13 protein-coding genes are annotated in these 12,643 nt (G+C 67.2%); 2 read left to right on the top strand and 11 right to left on the bottom strand.

Translation table 11 applies throughout. The annotated features are described in order from the left end of the window. Nucleotides 1–5: 5 nt before the first annotated feature. Genes uraH through uraD (L1892_RS12225) form a run of 3 tightly spaced genes read right to left on the bottom strand, consistent with a single transcriptional unit; the run spans nt 6 to nt 2,861 of the window. Nucleotides 6–332 carry a hydroxyisourate hydrolase gene (gene uraH, locus L1892_RS12235; protein WP_235723862.1) on the bottom strand — a complete coding sequence of 109 codons (327 nt, stop codon included), beginning with the start codon at nt 330–332 and terminating at the stop codon, nt 6–8. After that, entirely contained in the window at nt 329–862 is a 534-nt protein-coding gene (gene uraD, locus L1892_RS12230; protein WP_235723861.1) for a 2-oxo-4-hydroxy-4-carboxy-5-ureidoimidazoline decarboxylase, read from the bottom strand. Before uraD (L1892_RS12230) ends, uraH begins: the two co-directional genes overlap by 4 nt. A gap of 10 nt (nt 863–872) precedes the next feature. Beyond that, nucleotides 873–2,861 (bottom strand): 2-oxo-4-hydroxy-4-carboxy-5-ureidoimidazoline decarboxylase, encoded by a 1,989-nt coding sequence (gene uraD, locus L1892_RS12225; protein ID WP_235723860.1) that lies wholly within the window; start codon nt 2,859–2,861, stop codon nt 873–875. A 155-nt stretch (nt 2,862–3,016) separates the two neighbouring features. Here uraD (L1892_RS12225) and L1892_RS12220 point away from each other — a divergent pair, with 155 nt between their 5' ends. After that, nucleotides 3,017–3,613, top strand: coding sequence for a nucleotidyltransferase family protein (locus L1892_RS12220; RefSeq protein ID WP_235723899.1), 597 nt, complete (start codon nt 3,017–3,019; stop codon nt 3,611–3,613). A gap of 8 nt (nt 3,614–3,621) precedes the next feature. Here L1892_RS12220 and L1892_RS12215 read toward each other — a convergent pair whose 3' ends face one another. From L1892_RS12215 to L1892_RS12180, 8 genes are all read right to left on the bottom strand, one after another. Next, the gene (locus L1892_RS12215) at nt 3,622–3,993 is read right to left on the bottom strand and encodes a hypothetical protein (protein ID WP_235723859.1); all 372 of its coding nucleotides are present in this window, start codon (nt 3,991–3,993) and stop codon (nt 3,622–3,624) included. A 13-nt stretch (nt 3,994–4,006) separates the two neighbouring features. Then, on the bottom strand, nt 4,007–5,815 hold the full coding sequence (locus L1892_RS12210) for an acetyl/propionyl/methylcrotonyl-CoA carboxylase subunit alpha (RefSeq protein WP_235723858.1): 1,809 nt from the start codon (nt 5,813–5,815) through the stop codon (nt 4,007–4,009). A gap of 192 nt (nt 5,816–6,007) precedes the next feature. Continuing rightward, nucleotides 6,008–7,534: a condensation domain-containing protein gene (locus L1892_RS12205; RefSeq protein WP_235723857.1), complete on the bottom strand. Its 1,527-nt coding sequence runs from the start codon at nt 7,532–7,534 to the stop codon at nt 6,008–6,010. After that, complete coding sequence (locus tag L1892_RS12200; protein ID WP_235723856.1) at nt 7,531–7,983, bottom strand: SufE family protein; 453 nt, start codon at nt 7,981–7,983, stop codon at nt 7,531–7,533. Before L1892_RS12200 ends, L1892_RS12205 begins: the two co-directional genes overlap by 4 nt. Then, nucleotides 7,980–8,876, bottom strand: a complete 897-nt coding sequence (locus L1892_RS12195) for a sulfurtransferase (protein WP_235723855.1) — start codon at nt 8,874–8,876, stop codon at nt 7,980–7,982. Before L1892_RS12195 ends, L1892_RS12200 begins: the two co-directional genes overlap by 4 nt. A 295-nt stretch (nt 8,877–9,171) precedes the next feature. After that, nucleotides 9,172–9,831 (bottom strand): Maf family protein, encoded by a 660-nt coding sequence (locus tag L1892_RS12190; protein ID WP_372475010.1) that lies wholly within the window; start codon nt 9,829–9,831, stop codon nt 9,172–9,174. After that, nucleotides 9,828–10,073, bottom strand: a complete 246-nt coding sequence (locus tag L1892_RS12185; RefSeq protein ID WP_235723853.1) for an acyl-CoA carboxylase subunit epsilon — start codon at nt 10,071–10,073, stop codon at nt 9,828–9,830. The genes L1892_RS12190 and L1892_RS12185 overlap by 4 nt, the downstream gene beginning before the upstream one ends. After that, nucleotides 10,070–11,698, bottom strand: coding sequence for an acyl-CoA carboxylase subunit beta (locus tag L1892_RS12180; protein ID WP_235723852.1), 1,629 nt, complete (start codon nt 11,696–11,698; stop codon nt 10,070–10,072). The genes L1892_RS12185 and L1892_RS12180 overlap by 4 nt, the downstream gene beginning before the upstream one ends. 138 nt (nt 11,699–11,836) lie before the next feature. Here L1892_RS12180 and L1892_RS12175 point away from each other — a divergent pair, with 138 nt between their 5' ends. Further along, nucleotides 11,837–12,634 carry a biotin--[acetyl-CoA-carboxylase] ligase gene (locus L1892_RS12175; RefSeq protein ID WP_235723851.1) on the top strand — a complete coding sequence of 266 codons (798 nt, stop codon included), beginning with the start codon at nt 11,837–11,839 and terminating at the stop codon, nt 12,632–12,634. The last annotated feature ends 9 nt before the right edge of the window (nt 12,635–12,643 follow it).

The raw sequence follows: 12,643 nt of genomic DNA, 5'->3' as shown, positions 1-12,643 counted from the left end.
CCGGGTCAGCTACCCCGATATGTCGAGTAGGCGTACGGGCTCAGCAGCAGCGGCACGTGGTGGTGGCGCTGCGGATCGCCGACCTCGAAGCAGATGTCGACCTCGGGGTAGAAGCCGGTGAGCTGCTGATCGGCGAACCAGCTGCCGGTGTCGAAGACGAGATGGTGGATGCCGGCGATGAGCGCGTCGGTGTTGACCTGCGCGATCCGGCCGTCACCGTCGGTGACGCCGGCAGCGAGTTCGGTGCCGGAGGCATCCTGCAGGGACACCGCGACGCCGACGGCGGGTGCGCCGCTGACGGCATCGAGGACGTGGGTCGACAAACCGGTCACGCCTGGGCCTCCTCGTCGAGGTAGATGCTTGCCGGTGTCAGCATACGGACCAGTCGGCTGCGGTTGATCTTGGCGAGTTCCATGCGCATCACCCGGCGTTCGGTCTCGGGGTCATTGCTCATGCGCTGCTTGAGGATGTCGAGGAGCTCCGCGGCGGGGCGGCCGTTGGCGAACACCAGGTAGACGTGACCGAACCTCTCCTCGTAGGCCGCGTTGAGTTCCTTGAGCTCGGCCAGCACATCGGCGTCGGCGCCGGTGACCCCGGACTGTTCGCGCTTCGACGACGGATTGTCGGCGCGGTCGCCGATCCGCGGGTGTCCGGCCAACGCGTCGTCGAGATCCTTCTCGGTGAGCTCGGCCAAGATCAGGTCGGCGTATTCGAGCAGCGCCTCGTCGTCGGAGAACGGCCGGGCCGAGGCCACGCGCACTGCCCAGATTCGGGAGCTGCAGCATTCGAAGAGCTGATTGATGGCCTGACGTTCGGACAATTCGTTGAAACTGGACAATCCTCGCCAATCGACACGACGCATGCGCCCCAGCCTAAGAGAGTTCCGGTTGTCGGGTGAATCGGGCCGACGTGAACGGGTTGGCATCGGCGACGAGATCGTCGAAGCGGTAGTTCGCGATCTTGGCGATCTCGATCAACGCGAACGACTTCTCGCTCGTCTCCGAGTTGTCCATGCGTGCCCAGCCGTTTCGCAGGACCCGGTCGTAGCGTTCGGTCTCGCGGGCACAGATGACGAGCGGGAACCCGAAGTGCTCTTGGTAGGCGGCAGCCAGATTCACCACATTCTCGTGCTCGGTCTCCTCGAGGTGAGACAGCCCCTTGTGGTCGACAGCAACCAGCTCGCCGGTCTCCTCGTCCTCGGCGCCCAGATCCGGGAAGGCGCGGATGAGCGCCAACTGTTCCTCGTCGCTGCCGGTGAGCATCGCCTCCTGGAACGCGCTGCGCAGGTCGTGGACGTCCTCGAACGGCTTCTGATCCCAGGCCCGGTCGAGCACCCAGTCGACGTTCTGTACGACGCCGCCGAAGGTGTCCCGGAACTGCTCCTTGGACATCGTGTTGACCTCGTCAAGGGTGATCGCGCCGCCACCGGCCACCGCGGGCCCACGGCCACCCACATGGAAGAACAACAGATTCAACAGGATGGCGGTGATCGCGCCCATGGTGATCCCGGTGGAGAACGGGATCTGCAAGAAGATGTTCGGCATCGCCTCGTCCACTCCGGGCAGCGCAGGCACGTCGACCTGCTCACCGGACTTCTCGATCACGGTGGTCGGGGCGGCTGACTGGGAGAACTGCACATACAGCGCGACGGCCAGCGACGTCGCCGAGATGATCAGGTTGCGATGATCGGTGAAATCGACCGAGGTGAGTGTCTGGATGCCGACGATCGCGACGGTGGCGAACATGATCAACGCGGCACCGCCGAGGACCGGCGCAGGAATCGACTCGACCACCTTCGCCAGCTTGGGCAGCACCCCCAGAATGATCATGATGACGCCCGCACAGGCGACCACCCAGCGACTCTTGACGCCGGTGAGCCGGACCAGACCGACGTTCTCGGAGAAGGCCGTATAAGGGAACGAGTTGAACGAACCGCCGATCATGGTGGCCAAGCCGTCGGCGCGCACGGTGGCCGCGACGTCCTCTTTTTTGATGCGCTTGCCGACGATCTCGCCGGTCGCGAAGACCGACCCGGTCGATTCCACCGCGACAACGAGGAGCACCACGATCAGTGAGACGATTGCGACGATGTCCCACTGCGGCCAGCCGAACGCGAAGGGCGGGGTGAAGCCCAGCCACGACGCCTCGCCGACCGAAGAGAACGAGGCGTCGCCGAGGAGCCACGCGATGAAGGTGCCGACCGTGAGGCCGAGGAGCACCGCGATCGTCGCCATGAACCCGCGGAAGAAGCGTTGCATCAACACGATCAGCAGGATGGTGCCCAGTGCATAGCAGACCCAACGCCAGTTGGCGGAGTCGTGTAGATGGGTGGCGGGATCGCTCACCGCGTCGCCGGCGCCCACCGGGATGAGACAGATACCGATGATGGTGATCAGGGTGCCGGTCACCACCGGCGGCAGGAATCGGATCAGCTTGGCGAAGAACGGCGCGATCAGAAAGGTGAACACGCCGGCCGCGATGACCGCGCCGTAGACGGTCTGCAGCCCGACACGTCCGCCGCCGTGATTGTTGGCGATCTGGATGACCGGCGCCAGGGTCGCGAAGGTGATTCCTTGCAGCAGTGGCAGCCGGACGCCGATCTTCCAGAATCCGACGGCTTGTAGCAGCGAGGCGATGCCGCAGGTGAACAGGTCGGCGGTGATCAGCATCGTCAGCGCTTCGTCGTCGAGGTCGATGGCGCGTGCGATGAGCAGGGGGACGAGGACAGCGCCGGCGTAGAAGGCCACCACGTGCTGGGCACCGAGCGCCACCAGTTTCCCGGGTGGGGGTACCTGGTCGACCGGATGCACCCGGCGTTTGCGCTGCGGTGCCCCGATGGGGGCGCTGGAATCGGTTGCCATTGGCCTCATCACCTAGAGTTCGTAGCCCTGCCGTGAACGATCGCCGCGCACAGCAGATAAATAGTGAACCTCGATGCGGATTCCCGCTCGGCGGTGGATCGTATATTTCGACGTGGTAAAAGGTGCGGAACGGACAGGAGGCCAGTGCGGTGGCGATGACGGGACCCGAGAGCCGTGACCCGCCGGACACGTCTGCGAGTCGCGTCGGTGCGGTGTGTGGCGTGGTGCTCGCAGCCGGCGCCGGAAGTCGCTACGGAATGCCGAAAATCCTTGCACACCAAGGTCAGTGGCTCGCGATCGCGGTGCGGGCGCTGCGCGACGGGGGGTGCGACGAGGTGGTGGTGGCGATGGGGGCGAGTACTGTCGAACCACCCGGCGGGGCATCGGTGCTCCACGTCGACGACTGGGCGACGGGTCTGTCGGCGACAGTGCGCGCCGCCGCGGGATGGGTGGCACAGCGGCGGGATCCCGCCGCGATGGTTTTACATGTTGTTGACACACCCGATGTGGGGCCGGAGGTCACCGGCCGCGTCGTCGACGCGGCGCAGCGTCGGCGGGATGTGGTGGCACGCGCGGTGTTCGACGGACGGCCGGGCCACCCGGTGTACATCGGGTCCGACCATCTCGACCCGCTCGGTGCTCATCTGCAGGGTGACGTCGGGGCGGGACGGTATCTGGCGACCGTCGCGGGTCTGCGCACCGTGGAGTGCGGCGACCTGGCCACGGGCCGCGACCGCGACCTGCCGGACTGATCTCGCTCTCAGAGCCCGGGTAGGCCGTCCGGCACGGTGTGTGGCAGGGCCACGTCGAGTACGCCCGCGGCGAAGCGGGTCACCGGGCCGCCGGCGGCACGCAACGCGGCATCGTATCCGGCGCGTGCGCGACCGCAGTAGTGGGTGGGCTGACCGTGGGTGACGTCGAGTCCGATGACGGCGATCGTCTCGCCCGTGGTGGGGATGCAGATGCCCCACACGAACAGATTCTCCGATTCCCATCCACGCGCGACGACCTCGGTGTATCCGAGCGGATCGGGCACACCGAGGTCGTCGAGTGCGGGGACGTCGGAGATCCGTTCATCGGCACGCAGCGCGCGCAGATACCAGGCTCCGGCGTTGATCTCGACCGGTTCCATGACCGGTGCGTCGCTACTTCAGTTCGAGCAGCACGGTGCCCTGGGTGACGGCGGCGCCGGCCTCGATCGCGAGTCCGGTGACCACACCGTCCTTGTGGGCGGTGACGGGGTTCTCCATCTTCATGGCCTCGAGCACGACGACGAGTTCGCCGGCGGAGACCTGCTGGCCCTCCTCCACGGCGACCTTCACGACGGTGCCCTGCATGGGCGCTGCAACGGCGTCACCGGAGACGGCGGCATTGCCACCCTTTTTGCGGGACCGGGCCTTCGGCTTCTTGCGGACCACGCCGTTGGCGCTGCCGCCACCGCCGCCGAGCGCGAGATCACCCGGCAGCGAAACCTCGACGCGTCGGCCGCCGACCTCGACGACGACGTTCTGGCGCGGCAGCGACTCGTCGTCCTCGATCGGCTCACCACCGGTGTATGGCTCGATCGGGTTGTCCCAGTCGGTTTCGATCCACTTGGTGTAGACATCGAAGGTCTCGACGCCGTTCTCGTCGGTGTGGCCGTGGAAGGCCGGGTTCTCGACGATATGGCGGTGGAACGGGATGACCGTGGCCAGGCCCTCGACTTCGAACTCGGCGAGCGCGCGCGCCGAGCGCTCGAGCGCCTGCTCGCGGGTCTCGCCGGTGACGATGAGCTTGGCGAGCATCGAGTCGAACTGTCCGCCGATCACGTCGCCGGCAACGACGCCGGAGTCGACGCGCACGCCGGGACCGGTCGGCTCCTTGTACACCGTGACCGGCCCGGGGGCGGGCAGGAAGTTGCGGCCGGCGTCCTCGCCGTTGATGCGGAACTCGAAGGAGTGCCCGCGCGGCGTCGGATCCTCGGAGATCTCCAGCTTCTCGCCGTTGGCGATGCGGAACTGCTGACGAACCAGGTCGATACCGGAGGTCTCCTCGGTGACCGGGTGCTCCACCTGCAGACGGGTGTTGACCTCGAGGAAGGACACCAGGCCGTCGCTACCGACGAGGAACTCGACCGTGCCTGCACCGTAGTAGCCCGCCTCGCGGCAGATGGCCTTGGCCGACTCGTGGATCTTGGTGCGCTGCTCGTCGGTGAGGAACGGCGCGGGGGCCTCCTCGACCAGCTTCTGGAAGCGACGCTGCAGCGAGCAGTCGCGGGTGCCGGCGACGATCACGTTGCCATGCTGGTCGGCGATCACCTGGGCCTCGACGTGACGGGCCTTGTCCAGGTAGCGCTCGACGAAGCACTCGCCGCGACCGAAGGCGGCGACGGCCTCGCGGGTGGCCGACTCGAACAGGTGCGGGATCTCGTCGATGGTGTAGGCCACCTTCATACCGCGTCCACCGCCGCCGAAAGCCGCCTTGATCGCGACCGGTACGCCGTGTTCCTCGGCGAACGCGACGACCTCGTCGGCGTCCTTGACCGGGTCCTTGGTGCCCGGCGCCATCGGTGCGTCGGCCTTGAGCGCGATGTGGCGGGCGGTGACCTTGTCGCCGAGGTCGCGGATGGACTGCGGCGACGGGCCGATCCAGATCAATCCCGCGTCCAGCACAGCCTGCGCGAAGTCGGCGTTCTCGGAGAGGAAGCCGTAGCCGGGATGGATGGCGTCGGCGCCCGACTTGGCCGCGGCGTCGAGGATCTTGTCGAACACGAGGTAGGACTCGGCCGAGGTCTGGCCGCCGAGCGCGAACGCTTCGTCGGCGAGCTTCACGAACAGCGCATCGGCGTCGGGTTCGGCGTACACGGCGACGCTGGCCAGACCGGCGTCCCGAGCGGCCCGGATCACTCGCACCGCGATCTCGCCACGATTGGCGATGAGGACCTTGGAAATACTGTTCGCAGAGCTACTTGGCACTTGTTCTCCTGGGCGTCGTGACGCTCGGTGGAGCGGCACTTGGTCGTTATGAATCACATCACGCGTCTGGGGTTTCACCCGTCCGGCCGATCGTGACGGCCCTCGGAGTGAGGCACGACACTCGAGTCTAAGTGTCACGCGTTCAGGGCAATACCCTAGCCCACCGATCAAGCGATCGGTCGCCCCCTCCGGTTACTCGTCGGTACGAAAAGTGCTCGCGTCGCCGAGCTCCCTGATCAACCGGGCGAAATCGTGCAGGTAGGCCTGGACGGGACCGACGGGACCGGTGTCCGTGTCGCCGGGTACGGCGGCCGGAGTGGGATAGTTCACGTCGGCGCCCGGGACGTTCTGACGATCAGGCGACGCTGCGGGTTCCGGTGGGAAGCGGGCCGACACCCGCATGCCGCCGGGTGTCCGATTGATCCAGATATAGACCTCGTGGGGTGCATAACTGTGGCTGCGCAACACCTTCGCCCGGCCCGCGTCGGCCTCGGCCGCCCCCGGGGCATATCGCGTGTCGATGAACGAGATCACGAACAAGGGTTCGCCGCTGTGGCCGAGGAGTTCGGCGACCCGCAGGAACGGCAGCCCGGCGCCCTGGCGGGACCGTTTGAGTTCGGCGGTCGCCCGTGTGACCGCCTGATCGAAGGTCGGTGAATCGGAGACGTCGAGGGTGAACGGGGCCACCGCGACGAACCAGCCCAGCGCGGTGAGCCAGCGAGCGTCGTCGCGGGTGTGGCGGGGGAGCACGCAGCGGAACTCGTCGTCGCCGGTGCGATCGTGATGCACCAGGGCGCACGCCGCGAGCACACCTGCGGTCAGCGTGCCGCCGGCCTGCGAGCAGACCGCGGTGAATCTGTTGGCGGCCGCGTCGTCGAGGATCAGGCCGTACAGCGATTGCTGGGCGACGGCGGATTCGTCGCTCGGATCGGGGGCGGGTGACTCCAGCTCGGCGCGGTCGATGGTCGCGGCCTCGGAATCGGCGGTGAAGGCCGGCATGCCGCCGTGGCCGGCGCGCAGGAAATCCGTCCACGTCCGTACCGCTGGGTGGTCGCCGCCGGTCTGGTCGGCCATTCGGCGTTCCTGGGCGCTGAAGTCGACGTAGCTGCCGACGGGCGCCAGTTCGGGTTGCTCCTGACGCCGTGCTGCGCGGTAGAGGGTGGCGAGTTCGTGTTGCGCCATGATCAGCGAGTAGCCGTCGACGAGCGAATGGTCGGCGGCGAACAGCAGGGTGAACGAGTCCTCCCGGCCGACGGTGGCGAACATGTAGGCCGGCCAATGCAGCGGCGCCGTCGCACGGTCGAAGGCGCCGGCGATCTGTTCGACCAGCGGACCCGACTCGGTGTACCAGCCGATGCGGCCCATCTTGAGCTTGACGGTGCCGGGCTCTGTGCTGAGTCGTTGGAGGCCGTCACCGCGGATGATGACGTGGCTGCGCAACACCTCGTGTCGGTCGATCCACTGCAGCAGGGTGGTCCGGATGGCCGGGATCGACAGCGGTTCGGCGAATTCGATGGCCAGACCCAGCCAGGATTCCCGGCCGCCCTCGCGTCGGGTGCGCAGCCGATAGTCGAACGCCGACCGCAGATGCTGCTCGTGATTGTGCGACGTGAGGCGGGAATCGCGGCTCCAGGAACCCAGGCCACCCGAGACATACGGCATCCACTCGACGAGTCCGCCAGGCTCCACCGACTCGTCGCGGATCTGGACGAACTTCATGTCGAACTGGTGGGGGTGCCGGGTCCGTCCCCGGCCTGACGTCGCACCTGTCCTTTGATCCGGGCGAGCATGCCCGCCATACCCCGCAGTCGCAGCGGACTGACCGCCGAGCCCAGCCCCAGATCGTGATAGAAGTCCGCCGGCACCGCGAGGATCTCGTCGGCGGGCGCGCCGTCGAGGCCCTGATACAGGATCGAGGCGAAACCGCGGGTGGTCGGAGCCTCTGCCGGCGCCGTCAGGTACAGCCGCACATGATCAGTGTCGGCGGCGTCCACCGACAGGAATACCGGCGACTGACACTCCGGCACCGGCTCCATCGCGTCCTGTTGGAGGTGGGACGGGAGCTCGGGCAGTTCACGCGAGAACTCCAGCAGCAACGTCACCTTGTCGGCATCGCCGAGTGCGCCGAAGTCGTCGACGATCTCGGCGAGAGCAGCCGGCAGTGTCATGTCGTCGCCGGGGCGGCGCCCGGCTCGGGGCCGATGGCGATGGGCACCCGCACCGCGTTACCCCATTCGGTCCACGACCCGTCGTAGTTGCGCACCTTGTCGTAGCCGAGCAGATGGGTCAGCACGAACCAGGTGTGGCTCGACCGCTCGCCGATGCGGCAGTACGCGATGGTCGGGGTTGACGGATCGAGGTCGGCGTAGATCTCCTCGAGTTCCTTACGGCCGCGGAAGCGGCTGTCCGGTGCGGCGGCCTTGGCCCACGGGATGGAGATGGCGGTGGGGATGTGGCCCCCGCGTAGCGCACCCTCCTCTGGGTAGTCCGGCATGTGCGTGCGTTCGCCGGTGTACTCCTGCGGGGAGCGCACGTCGACGAGCGGTTGGGTACCGAGCGCCTCGAGCACCTCCGGCGCGAATGCGCGGATTCGGGAGTCATCACGCTCGACGACGGGGTAGTCCGATCGCGGGTACTCGGGCACATCGAAGGACGTGTCGCGATCCTCCGACATCCAGGCGTCGCGGCCACCGTCGAGCAGCCGGACGTCCTCGTGGCCGAACAGCGTGAACACCCACAGCGCGTAGGCGGCCCACCAATTGCTCTTGTCGCCGTAGATCACCACGGTGTCGTCGCGTTCGATCCCCTTGCTACGCATGAGCTCAGCGAACTGTTCACCGTTGATGTAGTCGCGGGTCACCGGATCGTTGAGATGAAGATGCCAGTCGATCTTCTGCGCGGTCGGGATGTGACCGATGTCGAAGAGCAGGACATCCTCGTCCGACTCGACGATCTTGAGTCCCTTCGCACCGAGATGCGCCGACAGCCACTGGGTGCTGACCAGACGCTCCGGATGCGCGTACTCGGCGAATGCCGGATTCGGATCGGTCTCCACGCTCAACTGCGGTCCCTTCAATCTGTGGTCGCCGATGCGGCATCGGGCGGTCTGACGGACACGGCGATCCGGTGTCTGGCAATGAGCCTACCCACTGCCGAAGTCGCGTGGCGTGCCGACTCACGGTCGTGTCGGCGAGCTGAGAGCTCAGCCGACGCGGTGCCCTTCCATGGACAACTCGCCCAGCCGATGTGACACGGCGTCAAGGACATCGTCGAGGGTGTGTGATCACGACGACGACCCTGGACACTGATGCCGGAATCCGTGCACTTGCCACGACATGCAGGTGTGTCGGCCCAGATCAGTTGTCCGATTTGCCAGTTGGGTCCGACAGCCACAAGTCGACGACCGACACCCCCACCTCGCCGAGCAGACGACGAACGGTCGGCAGGCCGATCCCGAGCACCGATGACGGATCGCCGTCGACGGAGTCCACGAACCAGCCGCCGAGCCCATCGAGGGTGAAGGCGCCGGCCACCGAGAGGGGTTCGCCGGTGGCGACGTAGGCATCGATCGTCGCGTCGTCGACGTCGGCGAATCTGATGGTCGTCGACGCCGCGGCGTGCGCGGAGGCGGCCACCAGGCCGTCGTGGATGCGGGTGACACAGTGCCCGGTGATGAGTTCGGCCGAGCGGTTGCGCATGGTGCGCCACTGGCTCTGCGCGACCTGTGCGGTGTGCGGTTTGCCGCTCAGCCGGCCGTCGAAGAACAGCATCGAGTCACAGGTGAGGACCACCACATCGGAGGCATCGCAGTCGGCGAGGACATCGGCCACCACGGCGTCGGCCTTGGCCTGCGCCAACCGGACGACGATGTCCTCGGGTGGAAACGCCGCCATGGTGGTCAGCAGGGCGTCCTCGTCGACGTCGGAGACGATCACCCGCGGGTCGAGTCCCGCGTCGCGCAGCACCCGGAGGCGGGCCGGCGACGCCGACCCGAGCACCACCTCCGGTGCGCTCACCACCTCAGATTGGTGAAGCTGCCCGGTGCGCCCCAGATCGGCCGCAGCCGGTCCTCAGGGCGTCCCCAGTCGTCGCGTGGCCCGGCGTCGGCGATGCCGCCACCGGAGGACCCGGCGGCGGAGGCGACGACCGCGACGAGGGCGGCGAGTTCCTCATCGGTCGGGTTACCCCGGACGACGCGCAAAAACGGTGCGGACTGTGTCTGCGTTTCGGCGTCGGCGCCGGTCTCGATGTCGCTCACAGCGGAATGTTCCCATGCTTCTTCGGCGGCAGCGTGACCATCTTGCGCTCGAGCAGGCGCAGCGCGGTCGCCACCTGGCCACGGGTGTGGCTGGGCGGGATCACCGCGTCGACGTAGCCACGTTCGGCGGCGACGTACGGATTGACCAGAGTGTCCTCGTACTCCTGCTGCAGTTCGAGGCGCAGTGCGTCGACGTCCTCGCCGTTCGCCGCAGCTTCCTTCAGCTTGCCGCGGTAGACGAATCCGACCGCGCCGGAGGCGCCCATGACCGCGATCTGGGCCGTCGGCCAGGCCAGATTGACGTCGGCGCCCATGTGCTTGGACCCCATCACGTCGTAGGCGCCGCCGTAGGCCTTGCGCGTGATGATGGTGATCTTGCCGACGGTGGCCTCGCCGTAGGCGTACAGCAGCTTGGCGCCGCGGCGGATGATGCCGTTGTATTCCTGGTCGGTGCCGGGCAGGAAGCCGGGCACGTCGACCAGGGTGACGATCGGGATGTTGAAAGCGTCACACGTGCGGACGAACCGGGCGGCCTTCTCCGACCCCTTGATGTCGAGGCAGCCGGCGAACTGGGTCGGCTGGTTTGCGACGATGCCGACGCTGCGGCCGTCCACCCGGCCGAATCCGACGATCACGTTGGTCGCGTACTCGGCCTGCACCTCGAGGAACTCGTCGTCGTCGAGGATGCGCCGGATGACCTCGTGCATGTCGTAGGGCTGGTTCGGCGAATCAGGGATCAGCGTGTCGAGTTCGAGGTCCTCATCGGTGAGGGTGTCCTCGATCGAGCCGGCAGCCGGCTGGTCCACCGGCAGGCGCGGGGCCTCGGCCCGGTTGTTGCTGGGCAGGTAGCCGAGCAACTCCTTGACGTACCCGAGCGCGTCTTCCTCGTCGGAGGCCACGTAGCTCGCGGTACCCGACTTCGTCATGTGGGTGTTGGCGCCACCGAGGTCCTCCATGGTGACGTCCTCGCCGGTGACCGTCTTGATGACGTCCGGGCCGGTGATGAACATCTGACTGGTCTTGTCGACCATCACGACGAAGTCGGTCAGGGCGGGGGAGTAGACGTGGCCGCCGGCCGCAGCGCCGAGGATCAGCGAGATCTGAGGGATCACGCCGGAAGCGCGGACGTTGCGGTGGAAGATCTCGCCGTACAGGCCCAGGGAGACCACACCCTCCTGAATACGTGCGCCGGCACCGTCGTTGATGCCGATCAGCGGCCGTCCGGTCTTGATCGCCAGGTCCATCACCTTCACGATCTTCTCGCCGTACACCTCGCCGAGGCTGCCGCCGAAGACGGTGGCGTCCTGGGAGAAGATGCACACCTCGCGGCCGTCGATGGTGCCGTAGCCGGTCACCACTCCATCGCCTACCGGGCGGCGCTCGGCCAGTCCGAAGTTGGTGCTGCGATGCCGGGCCAGCGCATCGAGTTCCACGAACGAGCCCTCGTCGAGGAGGTGAGTGATCCGCTCGCGCGCGGTGAGCTTGCCCCGCTCGTGGATTTTGTCCACCACGGCCTCGCCCACGGGGTGCTTGGCCTCATCGAGGCGGTTACGCAGATCGGCGAGTTTTCCCGCCGTCGTGTGGATGTCGGGGGCGGAGCCGTCCTCGCGCGAAGCAGTCGTCATGGACACCGATGCTAACGACCCGGGTGTGAGCCACGTCAAGCGGATCAACGTGAGATATGCCTCAGGTTCCCGAGCGATCGGTCGGGGAACGCGGATATGGCGTTGACCTGCACCTGTGGCGCGGTAGCGTCATCACCTATGAGTAACCATGCCGCCGATCTCGATGCCGATCGACTCCTCGAACTCCTGTCCGGTACCCGTTGGCGAGCGGTGGAGGTGGTGGCATCGACCGGCTCCACCAACGCAGACCTGGTCACACAGGCGGCTTCCGGCGACGTCGACGGCACGGTGCGGTTGACCACCGATCAGACGGCGGGGCGCGGCCGCCACTCCCGGGTGTGGTCCGCGCCGGCGGGGAGTCAGGTGGCCATGTCTGCGGCGGTCGCGGTGGGGTCCGAGACCGAGCATCTGGGTTGGTTGTCGTTGCTCGCCGGACTGGCGGCGGTCGACGCGATCGATGAGGTGGCGGGTCGACGGCCAAAGCTGAAATGGCCCAACGATGTCCTGATCGACGACCGGAAGGTGGCCGGCATCCTGGCCGAGTACACGAACACACCTCGCGGGGGTCTCGCGGTGATCGGGATCGGGATCAACACCTACATGTCGGCCGAGGACCTGCCGGTGCCGACAGCGACGTCCTTGCAGATCAGCACCGGAACCGAGGTCGCGCACACCGAACTGGCGGCGGCATTCCTGCGTGGGCTCGGGGATCTGTTGACCCACTGGCCCGACGACCTGGACCGACTGAGCGCTGCCTATCGCGATCGCAGCGACACCGTCGGCAGGCGGGTACGGCTGGTGATGCCCGGTGACCAGACAGTGACCGGCACCGCGGTCGGCGTGGACGCGATGGGTCGGATCGTCGTCGACGCCGAGGGCCGCCAGGTGGTCGCGGCGGCCGGCGACGTCACCCACCTGCGGCCGCTCGACGACTGAGACCTCGCG

Source organism: Gordonia tangerina (assembly GCF_021556435.1).
Classification (GTDB): Bacteria; Actinomycetota; Actinomycetes; order Mycobacteriales; family Mycobacteriaceae; genus Gordonia; species Gordonia tangerina.
This window is presented reverse-complemented; position numbering and strand designations above follow the sequence as displayed.

What these genes read in the sequence shown, in the direction of transcription:
- L1892_RS12215 (WP_235723859.1), bottom strand. Translation starts at nt 3,993, where the DNA reads ATGGAACCGGTCGAGATCAACGCCGGAGCCTGGTATCTGCGCGCGCTG.
- L1892_RS12175 (WP_235723851.1), top strand. Translation starts at nt 11,837, where the DNA reads ATGAGTAACCATGCCGCCGATCTCGATGCCGATCGACTCCTCGAACTC.
- uraD (WP_235723861.1), bottom strand. Translation starts at nt 862, where the DNA reads ATGCGTCGTGTCGATTGGCGAGGATTGTCCAGTTTCAACGAATTGTCC.
- L1892_RS12200 (WP_235723856.1), bottom strand. Translation starts at nt 7,983, where the DNA reads ATGACACTGCCGGCTGCTCTCGCCGAGATCGTCGACGACTTCGGCGCA.
- L1892_RS12220 (WP_235723899.1), top strand. Translation starts at nt 3,017, where the DNA reads ATGACGGGACCCGAGAGCCGTGACCCGCCGGACACGTCTGCGAGTCGC.
- L1892_RS12180 (WP_235723852.1), bottom strand. Translation starts at nt 11,698, where the DNA reads ATGACGACTGCTTCGCGCGAGGACGGCTCCGCCCCCGACATCCACACG.
- uraD (WP_235723860.1), bottom strand. Translation starts at nt 2,861, where the DNA reads ATGGCAACCGATTCCAGCGCCCCCATCGGGGCACCGCAGCGCAAACGC.
- L1892_RS12205 (WP_235723857.1), bottom strand. Translation starts at nt 7,534, where the DNA reads ATGAAGTTCGTCCAGATCCGCGACGAGTCGGTGGAGCCTGGCGGACTC.